The sequence below is a fragment of the Luteibacter anthropi genome, assembly GCF_011759365.1.
In the GTDB taxonomy this organism is placed as follows: domain Bacteria; phylum Pseudomonadota; class Gammaproteobacteria; order Xanthomonadales; family Rhodanobacteraceae; genus Luteibacter; species Luteibacter anthropi.
Genome location: NZ_JAARLZ010000005.1, coordinates 158122 through 175347, shown reverse-complemented (window position 1 = coordinate 175347; position 17226 = coordinate 158122). Strand labels below are relative to the sequence as shown.

Genomic DNA, 17226 nt, shown 5'->3' with positions numbered 1-17226 from the left:
TCAGATCCTGAGTTGCGTTTCGATGGCCCAGGCGCGTCCGTTCCCTGCCTGGGACAGGGGAATGTCAGACCTGAGGGCACCCGGGACCGGGTCGTACTGGAGAATCTGCGTGCAGCCGGGCTGGGACATGAAGAAGGCCAGCATGGTCAGCTTCTTGGTCATCAGCACGAAGTCGGCTGCGGGTGGCGGAGTGCTGCCATGTTTCGTGGCCAGGGCTTCGCCATGGAGCTTGTTGACCAGGGCCTTGCGCTGGGTTTCGTCCAACTGGGCGAAAGGCTTGCCGCCGGCCTGGTCGAAAGCTTTCAGGGCGCTGAGGTAACGCTGTTGCTCGGCCTTCGTGTAGACATCCTTGAACATCTGGTCGATGAACAGGGGGGCGCCGATGTCGATGGCGCCCGGCGTATCGGTACGGGGAATCACGATGTCCGCCACTGACGCAATGACGTCGTTCTGCGGGGGACTGAAGAATCGCGGTCCGGTAGCCGGCTTCTGCGAGGCGGCATGCGCCTCGAACACGGCAAGCAGGGATGGCCCGGCGATGGCGCCGACGGCCAGGGCGGACATGCTCTTCAACCATTCACGACGGTTCATGGCCATATCCTCAGATGTTGCCGCGCTTGAGTTCTTCCACGGCGTAGTTGGCCGCGCGTGCGGTCAGGGCCATGTAAGTGAGGGACGGGTTCTGGCAGCCGGACGAGGTCATGCACGAGCCGTCGGTGATGAAGACGTTCTTCACGGCGTGCATCTGGTTCCAGCCATTGAGCACGGAGGTCTTCGGATCGCGTCCCATGCGCGCCGTACCCATCTCGTGGATGCCCGCGCCGACGTTGGCCTTCATCGAGTACGAGGTCACGTTGCGATAGCCGGCAGCATTCAACATTTCCATCGCATCGCTGATCATTTCCTTGGTCAGCAGAAGCTCGTTTTCACGGTGAGCCGCATCGAAGTTGAGTGCGGGCAGGCCGTATTTGTCCTTGATGGTCTTGTCGAGGGTGACGAGGTTCTTGTGCGAAGGAAGCATCTCGCCGAAGCCCATCATCGATATCGTCCAGGGACCCGGTTTCTCCGCCGCATGCTTGAGTGCATCGCCCAGCAGGGGTTCGTCGACCAGTCGTGTCCAGTCTTCGCGTCCGGCGCCGCCCTGGAAGCCGAAGCCGCGCAGGTACTTGCGCTTGTCGGCACCCACGTTGCGATAGCGCGGGATATAGAAACCATTCGGGCGACGTCCGGAGTAATAGCGATCTTCATGGCCGTCGACATCGGCGCGTGCGCCATTGCCGAAGATGTGATCCATGATGTTGTGGCCTACCTCGCCGCTATCGTTGCCAAAGCCGTTGGGGAAGCGGCTGGACACCGAGTTGAGCAGGATGTGCGTGGTACCGAAGGTGGACGCACACAGGAAGATCACGCGGGCGAAGTATTCGGTCTGGTGACCGGTTTCGGCGTCGAGCACCCGTACGCCGGTGGCCTTGCCCTTCTCGTTGTCGTAGATCATTTCATAGACGATGGCATTGGTGACCGTCGTCAGGTTGCCTGTCCTCTCGGCCGAGGGCAGGGTGGACGAATTGCTGCTGAAATAGCCGCCGTAAGGGCAGCCACGCATGCAAAGGTTGCGGTACTGGCAGGTGCCGCGCTGCGGGCTCTGGTCATGTTTCAGCGGGGCGGACAGATTGGCCGTGCGCCCGATGATGAGCTTGCGGTTCATCTTGCTTGACAGCTTGCCCTGGAAATCCTTCTCCACGCAGTTGAGTTCCATGGGCGGCAGGAAGTCGCCGTCCGGCAGCTGCGCCAGGTGATCGGTATTGCCGCTGACGCCGATGAAATGCTCCACGCGGTCGTACCATGGTGCGATGTCTTCATACCGGATCGGCCAGTCCACGCCCACGCCTTCCTTGCCATTGGCCTCGAAGTCCATGGGGCTCAGGCGGTAGCTCTGGCGTCCCCACATCAGCGAGCGACCGCCCACGTGGTAGCCACGGAACCAGTCGAAGGGCTTGGTTTCTTCATACGGATTGTCGATGTCGTCGACGAACCAGTGCTTGGTGGACTGGGTGATGCCGTAGAACGAGGGGCGGGTGTGTTTCGGATGGCGCGCGATGTCTTCCTGCGTCGGCTCGTCCGCATAGGGCAGTTCCCACGGCGCTTTCATGGCGGTGGGGTATTCACCGTGGCGGACCATGGGGCCACGGTCGAGGATGAGGGTCTTGAGTCCCTTTTCCGTGAGTTCCTTGGCGGCCCAGCCGCCACTGATGCCGGTGCCGACGACGATGGCGTCGTACGTGTTCTTTTCCATGCGTGTGCCTTCAGACGAGGTTGCGATCAGGAAAGGGGGCGCTTCAGCGCAGGGGGCGCAGGTAGTCGTAGTCGACGCGCGCGGCTTCGAGCTGGCTCATGCGGGCAAACGGACCTTCCTGCTCGACGAAGCAATGCTTCAGTCCGGCAGCATCTGCCGCCGCCATGATCGGCTTGTAGTCCAGCGTGCCGCGGCCCAGTTCCGCGCCGGGGTAATCCTTGCTGTTGCCGGGCAGGAAATCCTTGGCGTGCATAAGCGGGATGCGGCCGGGGTTGGCCTTGAAGTAATCGGCGGGATTCTTGCCACCGGCATGCACCCAGCCGCAATCCATTTCGAACTGGACGAGCTTATGGTCCGTTTCCTTCAGGAGCACGTCGTAGAAGGTCTGGCCACCACCCACGTCGGAGAACTCCAGGTGATGGTTGTGGTACGCGTACTGAAGACCCGCCTTGCGTGCCTTCTCGCCGAGCTGGTTGGCATAGTCGGCCGTGCGCTTGGCACCATCGAGCGAATAGTCGGCATCGGCCGTGTTGCGCTCCTTCTGCATGATGGCAGGCAGCATGCTGCTGACGATGTAGCGCGAGCCCAGTACATGCGCGGCCTCGATGCCCGGCTCGAAGCCCAGGCTGTCGTAATGCAGGCTGGGTGAGCTCAGGCCGGCTTCCTTCAGCTGGTCGCGCAGGGTCTTCGCCGTCGTGGTGACGATGGCCTCGATTTCCGAGTAGCCGATCTTCTTAAGCGTCTTGAGCGTGCCGATGGGGTCGTCCTGATAGGCCTTCAGCACCATGTAGAGCTGTATGCCCAAGGTCTTGCCCTGCGCGGCAGCGGCCAGGAGTTTTCCGGGCGCGCCGAGGGTAAGCCACGCTGCCGTGCCACAGAGTGCGGAGCGGGTCAGGAACTGCCTGCGATTCATCATGGAGGGATCTCCTTGGATAACGTGTTCGGGTCAGGTGGCGCTGGTGACCGGTTCGCTGGCCGTTGCCTTGCGATCCTTGAACAGCAGCACGAAGAGGACGAGCACCACGGCCGCGCAGGCGCCGGCAATCATCCAGATGGCATACCAGTCGTGCGTGGTCACGCCCTGGGCGTTCGTACGCGAATAGGTGTCTACCGCCACGCCGGAGAGCCACGATCCGACGAACATGCCCAGGCCATAGGTGAGGAAGGTGATCAGGCCCTGGGTGGCCGCACGCAGCGCGAAGGGCGCCTCGCGATCGATATAGATCTGGCCCACGACGAAGAAGAAGTCGAAGCAGATGCCGTGCAGGATGATGCCCAGCCACAGCATCCACATCAGCTCACCCGGGTTGCCGAAGGCGAACATGGCGTAGCGGATCACCCAGGCCAGCATGCCGACCGCCAGCATGTACTTCACGCCCAGCCGGCGGAAGAACCAGGGGATGAGCAGCATGCAGAGGATTTCGGACATCTGCCCACCGGTCATCTTGCCGGCCGCATTCACCACGCCCACTTCGTTGAGGAAGAGGTTGGTGAAGGCGTAGTAGAACTGGAGGGGGATGCAGATGAGGAACGAGGCCAGGGCGAATACCGCCATGGACCGGTTGCGCAGCAGATGCAGGGATTCCAGCGGTAGCGCATGGCGCATCGTGAAGCGCTGCGGGTTGGCCAGCGGCGGCGTGGCGGGCAGGGTGAAGCAGTAGCCCGCCATCACGATGGAGAGCGCCGCAGCGAGGTGCAGGGGCGATGCCGTGGCCTCCACGCCGAGGGCGCCGACGACCAGGCCGACGGCAATCCAGCCCAGTGTACCGAACACGCGGATCGCACCGAATTCTTCCTGAGGATCGCGGATATGGCGCATCGCGAGCGAGGTGGTCAGCGCCAGGGTAGGCATGTAGCAGAGGCTGTATGCCAGCAGCGCGGCATAGAGCACACCAAACGAGCTCTGCTGTGCGGCAATCACCAGCAACACGGCGCCGACGATGTGCAGCATGGTCAGCACGCGGCGCGTATCGAACAGGCGGTCGGCGAGCAGGCCAACGAACAGCGGCGAGATCATTGCGCCGATGGCGGTGGTGCCGGCGATGGCGCCGATTTCCGTACCACTGAAATGCAGCGTCTGGCCCAGCCAGGTTCCCACCGTGACGTACCAGGCGCCCCAGATGGCGTATTCGAACAGCATCATCAACCTAAGGCGCCATTTCATCCCCGTTTCCCCTTTTTGCGTGATGTTCCCAGAGGGTCTTCGATGTGTTGCCAGACGCCGCCCGCGGCGTGGCTCTTGAGCATTGCGTCGATCACCAGGCTGTTGCGGTAGCCATCGGCGAAGGTGGGCAGCGCATCGGGCCGCGTATCGGCCGTGCCGCCCTGTCGTATCCAGGCATAAGCGTCGGCGATCAGGTTGCGGAAGGCATCGGCCCAGGCTTCCGGATGACCCGCCGGCAGGTGTGCATAGCCGCGTCCTGCCGGGTCGAGCAGGGCAGGGTCGCGCGTCAGCACCGTATTGGGCTGGGCGTGATGCCCCACCCACAAATCGTTGGGCTGCTCCTGGCGCCACGCCACCGAGGCGAGGCGCCCGCTGACTTCCAGGCGCAGGTCGTTCTTGTGGCCCGGAAGCACCTGGCCCACCGTGACGCAGCCGCGTGCTCCGTTGTCGAAGCGCAGCAGGACACTGGCAAGGTCTTCGCTGGTAATTTTTACTTTGCGGCGCGCGGCTGACTTTGCCGCGCTGGCGAACGCTTTCGTCGAGGTGGCAGGTGCTTCGCGCGTCGGTACGGCGGTGTGCAGGTCGGCCAGCACGGAAACGATGCGCGCGCCGGTGACGTGCTCGGCGAGATCGCACCAGTGCGAGCCGATGTCGCCGAGCGCCGAACTTGCACCGCCGCGCTTGGGGTCCAGTCGCCAGGAATAGGCGCGCTCGTCGGTGAGCCAGTCCTGCAGGTAGCAGCCATGCACGAATACCGCCGGGCCTATCTGGCCTTTGGCGATCATGGCGCGTGCCTGCTGGACGAGGGGGTAGCCGCGATAGTTGAACGTCACCACATGCGCCACGCCTGCTACGCGCGCCGCTTCGTAAAGCTCGCGCGCTTCGTCCGTCGTGCCAGCCAGCGGCTTGTCGGAGACCACATGCTTGCCGGCGCGGAGCGCTGCCAGGGATACGTCTCTATGCAGGTGATTGGGCGTGGTGTTGTGAACCACCTGGATCGCGGGATCGGCCAGCAGCTCGTGATAGCTGGCATACGCCTTTGCCACGCCCAGCTCGCGCGCCCGTTTCCGCGTGGATTCCGGACTGGAGCCTGCGATGCCGACGATCTCCACGTCGCCAAGGCGGCGCACGGCATCGAGGTGATGGGCTGCAATGAAGCCGGGGCCGACGAGACCCATGCCGAGCTTCTTCATCGGTCTGCTGCCCTGGCGCTGGTCTTCAAGGACTGGCCTGCCATTTCCCCTCCGCTGTGCAGATGCCATCAAATGTATTCGATTACATTTTCATGGACACCCGCACCGGCTGTGCTGGTTGTGTTCGTACTGGTGCGCCGCGCCCGCTGCCCCATCGATGCGCGTCGTGAAATGTGGCAACGTATGTAGCAGATGTCCAAACGCAGTTGCAACGATTTAATGTAATCCATTACATTGCATTGCAGCATAAGCGACAGGGAATACGAGGCCATCGTGCCGTTCCGGCCCGCACCCGGCTGCTATCGTGCGCGGCACGTTGGCGACAAACCAAAGAGGAAAGCGCGTGAGCGAGGCGTCACCGAAGCGCAGGAAGCAGGGAGCCAACGGCGGCAAGGCCGATGCTGCGGTGCAGCCTGTACGCGTGCGCACGGTCAAGGAGATCGCGGCGGCGGCCGGCGTATCGGTGGCCACGGTGTCGCGCGCCCTTCAGCGGCCGGAGGTCGTAAGTGAGAGCACGCGCCAGCGCATCCATGAGGTGGTCAAGCGGCTGGGCTATACGCCCAATGCCCTGGCGCGCAATCTGCGCACCTCGCGTACGCGTCTGATCGTGGCCCTGGTGCCCGACATCGCCAATCCGTTCTTCTCCGAGGTGATCCGCGGCATCGAGCAGGTGGCGCACGAGAACGGCTATTCGGTGCTGCTGGGCGAGACCCAGGGCAGCCTGGTGCGCGAACAGGCGTATGCCGACATGGTCGCGGCACGACAGGCGGATGGCATCATCACCATGTCACCCCGCGTACCGGCCATCCCCATCGATGGCCGCCTGCCCGTGGTGAATGCCTGCGAGTACGTCAAGGACAAGGACATCTCAAGTGTCTATATCGACAACGTCGCCGCCGCCGTGGCGGCGATGGATTATCTGGTTGCCCTGGGGCATCGGGAGATCGCCTTCTTCGCTGGCCCGGCATCGAGCCCGATCTGCGTGGATCGCGAACAAGGTTATCGCCTTGCATTGCAGAAGGCGGGTATTGAGCCGGACCCGTCGTTGACGGTGGTGGGGGACTTCTCCATCGAGGCGGGCGAACGTGCCGTTGACCTGCTGCTTTCACAGAGCCGGCCATTCAGCGCCGTCTTCTGCTCCAACGACGAGATGGCCATAGGCGCCCTGCGTGCGCTGAGCGCAAGGGGTGTGCGCGTACCGGAAGATGTTTCCGTGGTGGGCTTTGACGATATCCGCTTCGCGCGCTATACCTCGCCTTCGCTTACTACCATCGCCCAGCCAAAGAATGCACTGGGGCGCGAGGCGATGAGCATGATGATCGAACTGCTCAATGACCCTTCGGTGCCATCGCGCAAGCGGGTGTTGTCGGCGGATCTCGTGGTCCGTGGGTCCACGGCACCACGATCAGGCGGCTCGTCATCCCGGTCGTGACCGGGATGACGACGATCAATGGTCAGCGGCTATGAGATACCCCAGCCGGGATCATGACGCATCCACGGCAGTTTGCTCCGCCCCCGTATTAGTCTTCGGGGCGTTCAGGTCTTTCAGGATGTTGTCCGCAGCCTGGAACGCCAGGGCGGCGATGGTCAGCGTGGGATTGCCGGTTGCTACCGTGGGGAACACGCCACTACCTACCATGTACAGGTTGCTGTGATCCCATGATTGCTGCCGTGAATTGAGCACGGACGTTTCCTTCTTGTCGCCCATGCGATAGGTGCCCACGATGTGACCGGCGCCATAGAAAGTGAAGGTATCTCCCTTGTAGTCGAAGTTGGTGGCCGTCACCTGGTCCGGGGTGCCGTAGAGCACGGGTGAGGGCGGTTTCATCGTGTATTCCGTGGCGCCCATTGCATTGAATATCTGCGTCGATACGGCCTTGGCCGAGACGAAGGCGTCGCGTTCGTAGTTGCTGCGGATGCGATAGGTGACGTAAGGGCGGGGCAGGCCGAGATGATCTTTTGCCGTCGCTGACAGCTGCACCCGGTTGTCCGGGTCCGGAAGCTGCTCGATCAGGTAGCCCAGGCGAATCTGCCGGATGTAGATGGCATTGAGCGTCTGGGTGAGCTGTGCGCCGAAAAGCGTGCTGTTGGCGGGTAATGAAGGATCGAAGCGTAGTGGCTTGCCTTGCTGGTTCTTGGAGTCGCCGTTGAGCTGGGTGTTGTTCTGCCCGAACACGAAGTCTGCCAGCGTGGTGTACGGATCGTTCGATGCCCACTGCCAGCCTTCGTTACCGATCTCGATACGATATGCCGAGCGGTTGCTGCGGAACGTGCCGTCGCGAAGCGACTCGAAGCCCGAGGTCGAAAGTGGGCCGCGATAGGCATAGATCGGATCTTTCGCCAGCGCCCAGGCCAGGTACATGACATGGTCCATCAGGTTGCGGCCCACCTGGTCACTAGAGTTGGCGACGCCGTTCGGGAAGTTCTTGTTCTTGTTCGACATCAACAGGAGCCGCGGCGTTTCTATGGCATGGGCGGCCAACAGGTACGTGGTGCCAACGGCCGTGCCCGTGCCCGTCTTGTCCCCGAGGTGGTCGTCATAGGTGATGTAGTCGATGCCGATGACCTTGCCGGACTTGTCATCGACACGGATATTGCTCGCCACCGTCCGGTAGTGGATCTCCACGTTGCCGGTCTGCAAGGCATTGGCGAGGGTGACCGTCGCATCGTATTTGGCCTGGATGGGACAGATGGGAATGCAGTTGGTGTTGCCTGCACACTGGCGGCGATCGCCGGGCAGGGAATTGCGCCCCTGGGGCGTCGGGGTGGTGAAGAGGTTGATGCCATCGACGGTCACGCTATGGACCTGACCGAACGCCGTATCGACCAGTGATTCCACGATGGGTGGCATCGGATAGTTATAGTTGGGCCCGTAGGTGCCGGATGGCTCTACACCGAATTGCTGGTAGATCTTGTCCAGGGCGACCTTGTCGCCCGCTACGCCGATTTCGTTGGTGGCTTTCTCGTAGTAAGGCACCAGGCCCTGGTAGAACGTCTTGCCACCGGGCCAGTCCACGCCATGTCCGTATCGCGTCTTCAGTTCGAAGTCGCTGGGGAAGAGCCGCAGGCTGGTTCCCAGCCAGTGCCACGTGGTGCCGCCACCGATGCGCTCATAGGAACTGCCGAAGGCGAACACGGCCTCCGGGCTGTCGGTCTTCAGGTTGGGCGCTTGCGGCGGGTAGGTGAAGTAGCACTGGTCCGGTTTGCGCCAGGCGCCTATCTGGAGCACGGTGTAGCGCGGCACGTTTTCCAGCGACGGGTTGGGTAGCCCCAACGGGTTTTCCGGCGTGGACTGTTTCGGGTCCTGCGTGGTCGGCGGATAGGGTGACTCCGGTGTCTTTGCATTGGCCTTGAAGAACGTGCTCATGTAGCCGCTGCGATCCACCGGTACTTCCTGGCCGGCTTCAAGGATCAGTACCTTCTTGCCCTGCCTGCCAAGCTCATAGGCAACGATGGAGCCGGAGATACCCGAGCCCACGATCACGATGTCATAGGTTTGCGTGGTCATGACTGGCCTCCCGGATTGCCCGTGTAGTCGCTGAGTGGCACCGGGTCTTTTGCCCAGTAGCCGTAGCGGTAGTTGGAATCGCCCATGGGGTGGGACTGCATCACCTGCCAGACGAGGCTCGACGTATAGGCGCCCTCGGAAATGATGTCGCTCACGGTACTCGCCGGCGTTGTCGCCGTGGCGGGGATGACGGTTGGCCACGCGCCCGCGTACCACATGAAGATCAGCTTGCGGCAGGCGAGCACGAATGCTTCGCCATTGGCAGAATCCAGCATGGCCTGCCCGATTTGTTGCGGCGTGAGCTTGCTGGCCTGGAGGCCTTCGAACTTCTGGAAGATCTGGCTAGTCAGCGACGGGTTCCCGCTCTCCTGTGCAATCTTCTGCGTGAACAGGGGCAGGTACACCGATTTGATATCCACCGGGTCGAGGTCGGGTGCGATCACGCTTTCATTGAAACCCGTGAGCACCGCGCTGAGGCCGATGAAGTTATCCATATCGCTATTCATGGCTCGTCTCCTTGGGAGCTACTGGGCGCGTTGGAGCAGATAGGTGAAGTCCGAGAACTTCCCCTGCGTGGTGGTGGCGTTGTTGTGGCAGGCCATGCAACTGCTCGAGGTCTGCTTCACGCGGCCCTGGATGTAGGTTTCCAGCGTGGTGTTGGCGAGGAAGGACGGCGCGGGCACACCCGTCGGGTCGACCTTGCTCTGGGCGTTGGTGGGCCACTGGGTGCTGACCAGCTGGTAGTTCAGCCATACCGAGTCGGGATTCACTGCCGCCAGCGCCTGGTGGTAGGACGCATTCAGCTGCTGCGCGTCGTCGGTGATGGCTATCACGCGTTGCACCTGGCTGGGCTTCGTGTGCGGATTGCCCGGGTTCCATGGACGTGCCGGCGGTTCGTTGACCTTGCAATCCTTGCAGCTCGGGTCGAAGAAGTTGTATGCGCTCAACGTGGGTTTCTGGCCGGCCGTAGGCACGTTGCTTACGTGCTCGAACGTGGACCAGATCCATTGCGGCTCGGCCGTGGTCTTGTGGGCAATATGAAAGCCGACCAGTCCGACCTGGGTCAGCACGCAGGATGGCTTGACGCCGGCTTCTTCCGCCGGGTTGTCGTAGACCAGCGCATAGGTTGTGTAGAACTTCGAAGGGTCGTACTTGCCGCCCATCTTGACCCATGCGGTCTTGATCATGATGGAGCCGAGCTGCTGTGATTTCGGGTTGCTGGCCGGGAAATCGGCATCCGCTCCGAACGCCTGCTGACCTGCCTTGGAATACAGCTTGTTAGTAAGGATGTAGTTGAACATCACCTCGTTGGTGGAAATGGCGAAGCGGGTGTACTGGCCGTTCTGGTCGATCAGGGGGCCGGTCTTGAAGGGCTCGGCACTTTCGTCCAGCACGCTGGGCGTCTTGCCGACCTGGGTCAGGTGCATCGTTCCCGGCGGGAGGTGTTTGGGGTCGATGTTCTTGCAGACGTCGGGGAGAGGGCTGTCCTGGCCCCAGGGTGCAGGTGTGGCGCCGCCGGCAAGGAAGATGCTTCGACTTTCCCGGTAGCTTTCCCACACGGTGGGACTGTTGGTGGACTGGCCGATCTTTACATTGTTATTCGGCGTGCCGTCGGCATTGGCCGGCCAGTTCAGTGCAACGAACGACTGCCAGGAAAAATCGTCGAAGTCGTGTTGCAGGGAGGCCAGATCCGGCGGTTTTTTGCTGAGCGTGATCTCCAGTGGAATCTGCGATGAAAGCGTGGGCACGACAGGCGCAGCCGATGGCGTCCCGTCGGCGGCATGGGTGACCTGGGCGGTCAGTAAGAGCGATAGGCCGAATAACACCGGGTAAATGCCATATTTGCATTGCCCCGTGGAAAACAGGTGTCTGGATGTCATTGCAATCGTCCTGGTCCACAATGGTTCGAAAAAAACCATGGGGCGTTCCGGCACAAGAAGGAGCGCCACCACTCGTAGGGGCGAAGCCTGCGCAGTCATGAAGCATTCGAAGACGGCAGCCCTGGCCACCGGGCCCCATTGTCTGGCGCGGGTATGCGGGTCGGTACACGTTTTCCCTGGCCGGAATGTGCGTTAGCGGCAGCGGAGTGGCCCCGAGCGTGACGCTTTTGTCTGTCAGGCAGTTTCGTGCGCCGGCACCGCAAGAAACGGAGTGTCGGGCGTGGCCGGTAAACCTAGAGTGCTCCCTGGCATTCAACCAAGGGACAGCGACTGACATGATTCAACTCGACGCAAAGGTGGCCATCGTGACCGGTGCCTCGGCAGGTATCGGCCGCGCCATCGCAAGGATGTTCGCTGCACAGGGCGCGGCGATCATCCTTACCGCCCGCCATCGGGAAGCTCTGGAGGTGGTGGCCGGAGAAATACGTGCTGGCGGCGGCAAGGCCTATGTCGTGGCGGGGGACGTGTCCCATGCCGAAACCCACGAGCAATGCGTGGATGCCGCCGTCCGCGAGTTCGGAGGGCTGGATATCGCCATCAACAACGCTGGAATGGTTGGGCCTATCCTGCCCCTGGCCGAGATAGCACCGGAGGACTGGCAGCAGACGCTCGCCACGAATCTCACGGCGGCCTACCTGGGTGCCCGCGCCCAGATCCCGGCGATGCTGAAGCGTGGTGGTGGATCGATCGTCTTTACGTCCAGCTTCGTCGGAACGAGCGTGGGCCTTCCCGGAATGGCTGCGTATGGCGCCGCCAAGGCCGGATTGATGGGACTCGTGAAAGGCATCGCAGCGGACTACGCTGCGCAAGGCATTCGTGCCAATGCCCTCCTGCCCGGCGGCGTGGATACCGCCATGGCGGGTGATCAGCAACAGAAGGATTGGGCCGCCGGTCTGCACGCCATGAAGCGGATCGCCCGGCCCGATGAAATCGCTTCGGCGGCGCTGTTTCTCGCCAGCCCCATGTCGAGCTTCGTCACCGGCTCGGCCCTGTTCGCCGATGGCGGAAATGCCGCCGTGAAGTGAAGGATGATCAGCGTAGCCCGATCATGCCGTTGTCATAGTTCATGAACATCGCATGTCGCTCGAAAAAGGCGATGCCTACGCAGGTGCGGATATTCATGTCCTGATTGATCACGATTCTGTCGGTTCCGATATCGCCTACGCGTGAACTGTAGACGGTATCGGGGCCGATGGCGAAACGAAGGATCGCGTTGTCTGCCAGCGTGGCATCGAAACTCGCACCCCTAGGTACGTTGATGATGGTCTTCGGATTGCCCGAGTCGAACATGACGCTGCCGTGGTATTGATAGCCATCGGCCGATATCGTTGCGTTGCCGATGATCTGCGAGCATACGTTGAGCGGTCCCCGGTTGCCGATGATCCCGCCACGGCATCTGGCATAGACCCTGGCAAAGCCACTCGACATGTTGTCGGTGAGTCCCACGGTCAGCAGGCGGTCCAGGGGGCAGTGCTCCAGTTGCGAAAGGGGGCAGTCGGACATCGAAACACGGTTCAGAAGGAAGCCTTGCCCGATGCCTGTCGCGAATGCCAGCTTGCGGAAGGGGCTGCTGAGACCGCAATCCGTTACCACGCGTTCGTCGCAGACCACGGCGGTGCGTGGTGCCTTGTTACCGTTTGCGCCGTCGTCTTCCGGATTTTTCAGTGCATTGACGTCGGCATTGATGCCAATGATGTTGGCCGTGGAATTGGTCGGGGCAAACGGATGGTATCCCTTGTCATTGCCGGCGGCATAAGCAAACAGCACGGGAACCAGGCCGGTGACGACCTGGCCGTCCTTGCCGAAGGTGATCTGCGCAAAGCCGAGGTTGCCCTTGGAAGAATGAGCTTTGTCGCCGCGCCCGCCGTATTTCTTCTCGATGACGACATCGGTAACGATGATTCCGTTATAGGAGATGCGCCTGCTGCCCGGGGGAAAGTGGAAGCCATCCCTGGAAAGGATCGAGGGCGGAAACACCTGGAACGCATTGAGTACGACACCCGCCGAACCCGTATCGATAAGTCCGTGGATTTGCCTTGCGTCATCTCCGACCCGGATGGGGGCAAAAATGCGATCGATCCTGGGCTCGATACGCGCTGCGTTGAGTTCCACGGCCACGGGCCGAGTCACGAAGCTTTCGCAGTAGATCGAGACGGTATAGTCCACGCCATGGCCGGCGAGGTTGTCTACCACGCACATCTGACCGGCTGGCTGTCTTGCGATGTCGACGGAGGCAGGCCCCCGGCCTGGGTCTACGGTGAAGCGGGTTTCGTGAGGTGCCAGGGTGACCTGGTTGCTGCCAACGCGCAGCACGAGGCCCTCTCCCTCCAGGTGGTGGATACGCCCGGCGACGGGTCCGGTGGCCGGCCGGCTGTCCTCGATGACATTCGACGAAGCGGCCGTCTGGCATCCGGACAGGCACAGTAGCGCGCTGGTGGCGAGCAGTTTCAGGAGGGGGTTCGGGCGGACCATGCGCTTTGGTTCTCGGGATGAAGCAGGGTGCGGGTAAGTAATGCCAGGCGAACGGGCTGGGCAGGGGTGGCGGGATGCTATCGGAGGGGCGCTGGTTCTGATTGACCGTTGCGATCACGAGCGCAGGAAAATCCATTTCCAGACCCATGGTAAACGAGGATCATTCTCATTTAAACTCGCCCGCTGATTTCAGGGGTGCGTGTAGTGAAGCGAAAAATTGCGATTCTTTCGGCTGCCATCGTGGTGGCGTTTTCGGGCACGCCTGGCCGGGGTGCCGACGTGGACCCGCCGTCGGAGCCGTCCAAAGCGAAAGCCCTGCCGGGCGTGGAAGTCACGGCAAACCGGGGCGCCGAAGGTCGTTTCGTGATCGATACCGCCGACGGTGCCGCCAAGACGGATGTGCCCGTCCATGAAACGCCCCAGTCGATCAGCGTGATCGGCCGCGACCAGCTGGATGATCGCAACGTACAGACCCTGAACGATGCACTGCATTACACGGCGGGCGTCGCCACGTACTACAGCAACGATACCCGCAACGACGCCTTCACCCTCCGCGGATTTGGTGCGGAATTCATGTATCTGGACGGTACCCGGCTGGGCGCCGTCGCCGGCCGCGGGCTGGATCAGTGGCGCGTGGATCCTTATCAGCTCGACCGCATCGAGGTGGTCAAGGGCCCTGCCTCGATGCTGTATGGCCTGGGCGAGCCGGGCGGGGTGGTGAACATGGTGTCCAAGATGCCAACCGAAGATGCGCGCCACCAGGTCGACATCACGGCGGGCAGCTATAACCACTATGGCCTGGGTATAGATACCTCCGGCCCCCTGAGCGACGATGGGCGCCTGCTCTATCGTTTCATCGCGCAGGAGAGCTACAGCGAAAACCAGGTGGACTACGTGCACGGTACACGCACGCTGCTCGCGCCATCGCTGACCTGGCGTCCGGATGACAGGACGTCGCTGACGGTCATGGCGACCTACCTGCACGACGACACGATGGACAGCAACAACTTCCTGCCGCGCATCGGGACCCTGGTTCCCAATGACCTGGGGCAGAAGATCTCCACGCGGCTGTCCACGAGCAACCCGGGTTACGAAAACTACGACAAGACCCAGGCTTCCATCGGGTATCTGTTCGAGCGCGAACTCAGCGAGGCGTGGCGCTTCCGCCAGAACTTCCGTTACGCATACCTGACCCTCGACAACCAGGCCCTGTTCGGCTTCCGTCTTCTGGCGGACCAGCAGACGATCCTGCGCGCGGCGATGAACCTGGGTTCGAGCTTCAACAACGTGGACCTGGACAATCAGTTTCTCGGCAAGCTCGAAAGCGGCCCCGTGAAACACACCGTACTGCTTGGCCTGAATGCCACCAGCCAGAATTTCGCCGATAACGAAGGCTACGACTACGGCTATCCCCTGAATCTTTATCATCCGGTCTACGGGCCGGTGCAGCGACCGGATTACAACGATACGCGCACCCGCCAGCTGCAACAGCAGATCGGCCTGTATGCGCAGGACCAGATGAGGTACGACCGGTGGGTGCTGGCACTGAGCGGCCGCGAGGATGCGGTGCGCTCCACCACTCACGATTATCTGGGCGACACCCGCCAAACGCAGACCAATCACGCGTTCAGTGGTCGTGCCGGCCTGATGTACCTGTTCGATAACGGACTGGCCCCTTACGCCAGCTATTCAACCTCGTTCCTTCCCGTTGCTGGCACCGATGCGTACAGTCACCCCTATCGACCGCTGACATCCCATCAGGTGGAGGTGGGGCTGAAATACCAGCCTGCGGCGATGAATGCGACCTTCTCGGCCGCCGCCTTCGACCTGCGCCAGAACAATACCCTGACCCAGGTCGACAACCCCATGCTCAATGGCAGCGTGCAGCAGGGGCAGACTCGCAGTCGCGGTATCGAACTGGAAGCGACGGCCGAGCTTACCTCGCAGCTGAAGCTGCTGACGGCCTACACGCTGCAAGAGGTGAAGGTCACCAAGGGGAGTATCGACGACCCGACCGTGGGCAAGGCGCCCTCGGCAACACCCCGCCACCTGGCGTCCGTATGGCTGGATTACACGTTGCCGCGCGGGCCTTTCGCCGGCCTTGGCTTCAACGCAGGTGCCCAGTATGTCGGCGCAAGCTATGGAAACAGTGCAAACAGCTTCCACGTGCCGTCGTTCACCGTATTCGATGCGGGCCTGCACTACACGCTGGCGCAGTGGCGCTTCGTGCTCACCGCCAATAATCTGACCGATCGCATCTATGTCGCCAGATGCGGTATCGATACACGCTGCCAGTATGGCCAGAGGCGCAACGCCATGCTGACCGCCCGCTACAGTTGGTGATATGGCAGAACACGATTCGCCTGCATGCTTCGGTACTACAGCCGCACCATGGGTTGCAGCATCCTCGCCAGCCAGCCGGAGAACCGCAACGGAGCGTCGGTTGCCGCGACACATATGCACGGTACCCCGGGAGCCGTGACCGGCTGGTGCTCGGTATCGCAATCCAGGTCGGCCATGTCGCCGGGAGCGAAGTGGCCAAGGGTGTCGTCGTAGGCACCGCGCAGGATCATCGTCAGCTCGTTGCCGCCATGGGTATGCATCGGCAGGCTGCGGCCCGGGGCGACACGCAGCAGCATCAGGTGGTCGTCGGTTACGTCGCGTGCGCGGATGTGATGGATGCCCGGGCCGATCCACTTCCACGGTAGCGCACGATATGAGCGCCCGAAGTACGGCCAGAGCGGGGCAGGCAGCAGGTCGGGGTCGTGCCGCGCAGGTGTCTCCGGTGGAGCGGGTACGGTCTCCGGCGCGTGTTGCTGTATACGGGCGAGGAGTTTTTCGTGTGCGCCCGGCGAAAGCGGCATGCCTTCCTGCTGGTTGAGCAACTGGCCCCCGATGGCATCAGTGTCGCGCAGGCGGTCGCGGCAGGTGCGGCAGACACTCAGGTGCGCGGAGACGACGACGGAGAACGCGCTCGACAGCGCTCCGGCGGAGTAGGCCATCAACGTGGCGATATCGGGGTGGTGGTGCGGCTTCATGGTGCTTTTCTCAGTGTCCCCTGCAAGCGGGCGAAGGCCCGTCGCAGGCTGGACTTGACCGTGCCAAGGGGCTGGTTCAGTTCCCTGGCGATCTCGCTATGGCTCTTGGCTTCGAAATAGGACATCCGGATCATCCGGGCCTGCTGGGGAGGCAGGTCGTCGATGGCGCGATCCAGGCCGCGTCCGTCCGCGAACGATTCGGCGCTGGTAGCGCCGTCTTCGGACGGCAGCGCATCCAGCATCTCCAGATCGTCCTGCACGGCCAGCCAGTGAGGCTCGCCGCGTATGCTGTCGATGTACAGGTTTCTGGCGATACGGAACAGCCATGTGGACACATTGGCCCGGCACGGATCGAACTGAGCGGCGCGGCGCCACACGCGGAGCATGGCCTCCTGCACCAGCTCCTCCGCCTGCGACGGTGGCACGCCCATGCCGGTGAGGTAGCGCTGGAGGCGTGGACCGAAGTGGGCGAAAAGGCACATGAAGGCATCGGTATCGTGTTGCGCGCCTATGCGGCCCACCTGCGCAGACCAGTAGGCCGGATCATCGGTGTCCTGGGGTGCTTGAAGGGGCACGCGACGAACCGCCTCGATCGGAGTGACTTTAGGATGGGTCAGG

General features: G+C 62.3%; 14 protein-coding genes. 3 read left to right on the top strand and 11 right to left on the bottom strand.

The genetic code is table 11. The features are described from left to right. Genes HBF25_RS10740 through HBF25_RS10720 form a run of 5 tightly spaced genes read right to left on the bottom strand, consistent with a single transcriptional unit; the run spans nucleotide 1 to nucleotide 5650 of the window. Nucleotides 1-591: a gluconate 2-dehydrogenase subunit 3 family protein gene (locus HBF25_RS10740; RefSeq protein ID WP_166948223.1), complete on the bottom strand. Its 591-nt coding sequence runs from the start codon at nucleotides 589-591 to the stop codon at nucleotides 1-3. Nucleotides 592-601: 10 nt separating this feature from the next. Further along, nucleotides 602-2293, bottom strand: coding sequence for a GMC oxidoreductase (locus HBF25_RS10735; protein ID WP_166948221.1), 1692 nt, complete (start codon nucleotides 2291-2293; stop codon nucleotides 602-604). Nucleotides 2294-2336: 43 nt separating this feature from the next. Further along, a complete protein-coding gene (locus HBF25_RS10730) occupies nucleotides 2337-3209 on the bottom strand; it encodes a sugar phosphate isomerase/epimerase family protein (RefSeq protein WP_166948219.1) in 873 nt (290 codons plus the stop codon). A 30-nt stretch (nucleotides 3210-3239) separates the two neighbouring features. Continuing rightward, nucleotides 3240-4457, bottom strand: coding sequence for a nucleoside permease (locus HBF25_RS10725; protein WP_166948217.1), 1218 nt, complete (start codon nucleotides 4455-4457; stop codon nucleotides 3240-3242). Continuing rightward, entirely contained in the window at nucleotides 4454-5650 is a 1197-nt protein-coding gene (locus HBF25_RS10720) for a Gfo/Idh/MocA family protein (protein WP_166948215.1), read from the bottom strand. The genes HBF25_RS10725 and HBF25_RS10720 overlap by 4 nt, the downstream gene beginning before the upstream one ends. A 343-nt stretch (nucleotides 5651-5993) precedes the next feature. Between HBF25_RS10720 and HBF25_RS10715 the strand changes: the two genes are divergently transcribed. Further along, on the top strand, nucleotides 5994-7082 hold the full coding sequence (locus HBF25_RS10715; protein ID WP_341778075.1) for a LacI family DNA-binding transcriptional regulator: 1089 nt from the start codon (nucleotides 5994-5996) through the stop codon (nucleotides 7080-7082). A 51-nt stretch (nucleotides 7083-7133) separates the two neighbouring features. Here the strand turns inward: HBF25_RS10715 and HBF25_RS10710 are convergent, their stop codons facing one another. The 3 genes from HBF25_RS10710 to HBF25_RS10700 are packed head-to-tail and all read right to left on the bottom strand — an operon-like array spanning nucleotide 7134 to nucleotide 11038. Further along, the gene (locus HBF25_RS10710; protein ID WP_166948213.1) at nucleotides 7134-9158 is read right to left on the bottom strand and encodes a GMC family oxidoreductase; all 2025 of its coding nucleotides are present in this window, start codon (nucleotides 9156-9158) and stop codon (nucleotides 7134-7136) included. Beyond that, nucleotides 9155-9664 (bottom strand): hypothetical protein, encoded by a 510-nt coding sequence (locus HBF25_RS10705; protein ID WP_166948211.1) that lies wholly within the window; start codon nucleotides 9662-9664, stop codon nucleotides 9155-9157. The genes HBF25_RS10710 and HBF25_RS10705 overlap by 4 nt, the downstream gene beginning before the upstream one ends. An 18-nt stretch (nucleotides 9665-9682) precedes the next feature. Beyond that, a complete protein-coding gene (locus HBF25_RS10700; RefSeq protein ID WP_243853177.1) occupies nucleotides 9683-11038 on the bottom strand; it encodes a hypothetical protein in 1356 nt (451 codons plus the stop codon). A 335-nt stretch (nucleotides 11039-11373) separates the two neighbouring features. Here HBF25_RS10700 and HBF25_RS10695 point away from each other — a divergent pair, with 335 nt between their 5' ends. Continuing rightward, nucleotides 11374-12123, top strand: coding sequence for an SDR family oxidoreductase (locus HBF25_RS10695; RefSeq protein ID WP_166948209.1), 750 nt, complete (start codon nucleotides 11374-11376; stop codon nucleotides 12121-12123). A 7-nt stretch (nucleotides 12124-12130) separates the two neighbouring features. On the opposite strand, the gene HBF25_RS10690 is transcribed toward HBF25_RS10695, so the two are convergent. After that, complete coding sequence (locus HBF25_RS10690) at nucleotides 12131-13570, bottom strand: hypothetical protein (RefSeq protein WP_166948207.1); 1440 nt, start codon at nucleotides 13568-13570, stop codon at nucleotides 12131-12133. A 204-nt stretch (nucleotides 13571-13774) separates the two neighbouring features. Here HBF25_RS10690 and HBF25_RS10685 point away from each other — a divergent pair, with 204 nt between their 5' ends. After that, nucleotides 13775-15913 carry a TonB-dependent siderophore receptor gene (locus tag HBF25_RS10685; RefSeq protein WP_166948205.1) on the top strand — a complete coding sequence of 713 codons (2139 nt, stop codon included), beginning with the start codon at nucleotides 13775-13777 and terminating at the stop codon, nucleotides 15911-15913. Nucleotides 15914-15948: 35 nt separating this feature from the next. On the opposite strand, the gene HBF25_RS10680 is transcribed toward HBF25_RS10685, so the two are convergent. Together HBF25_RS10680 and HBF25_RS10675 are read right to left on the bottom strand one after the other, a co-directional pair. Next, nucleotides 15949-16608 (bottom strand): ChrR family anti-sigma-E factor, encoded by a 660-nt coding sequence (locus HBF25_RS10680; protein ID WP_166948203.1) that lies wholly within the window; start codon nucleotides 16606-16608, stop codon nucleotides 15949-15951. After that, the gene (locus HBF25_RS10675) at nucleotides 16605-17183 is read right to left on the bottom strand and encodes a sigma-70 family RNA polymerase sigma factor (protein ID WP_250876913.1); all 579 of its coding nucleotides are present in this window, start codon (nucleotides 17181-17183) and stop codon (nucleotides 16605-16607) included. The genes HBF25_RS10680 and HBF25_RS10675 overlap by 4 nt, the downstream gene beginning before the upstream one ends. Nucleotides 17184-17226: the final 43 nt, after the last annotated feature.

What these genes read in the sequence shown, in the direction of transcription:
- HBF25_RS10740 (WP_166948223.1), bottom strand. Translation starts at nt 591, where the DNA reads ATGAACCGTCGTGAATGGTTGAAGAGCATGTCCGCCCTGGCCGTCGGC.
- HBF25_RS10735 (WP_166948221.1), bottom strand. Translation starts at nt 2,293, where the DNA reads ATGGAAAAGAACACGTACGACGCCATCGTCGTCGGCACCGGCATCAGT.
- HBF25_RS10730 (WP_166948219.1), bottom strand. Translation starts at nt 3,209, where the DNA reads ATGATGAATCGCAGGCAGTTCCTGACCCGCTCCGCACTCTGTGGCACG.
- HBF25_RS10725 (WP_166948217.1), bottom strand. Translation starts at nt 4,457, where the DNA reads ATGAAATGGCGCCTTAGGTTGATGATGCTGTTCGAATACGCCATCTGG.
- HBF25_RS10720 (WP_166948215.1), bottom strand. Translation starts at nt 5,650, where the DNA reads ATGAAGAAGCTCGGCATGGGTCTCGTCGGCCCCGGCTTCATTGCAGCC.
- HBF25_RS10710 (WP_166948213.1), bottom strand. Translation starts at nt 9,158, where the DNA reads ATGACCACGCAAACCTATGACATCGTGATCGTGGGCTCGGGTATCTCC.
- HBF25_RS10705 (WP_166948211.1), bottom strand. Translation starts at nt 9,664, where the DNA reads ATGAATAGCGATATGGATAACTTCATCGGCCTCAGCGCGGTGCTCACG.
- HBF25_RS10700 (WP_243853177.1), bottom strand. Translation starts at nt 11,038, where the DNA reads ATGACATCCAGACACCTGTTTTCCACGGGGCAATGCAAATATGGCATT.
- HBF25_RS10695 (WP_166948209.1), top strand. Translation starts at nt 11,374, where the DNA reads ATGATTCAACTCGACGCAAAGGTGGCCATCGTGACCGGTGCCTCGGCA.
- HBF25_RS10690 (WP_166948207.1), bottom strand. Translation starts at nt 13,570, where the DNA reads ATGGTCCGCCCGAACCCCCTCCTGAAACTGCTCGCCACCAGCGCGCTA.
- HBF25_RS10680 (WP_166948203.1), bottom strand. Translation starts at nt 16,608, where the DNA reads ATGAAGCCGCACCACCACCCCGATATCGCCACGTTGATGGCCTACTCC.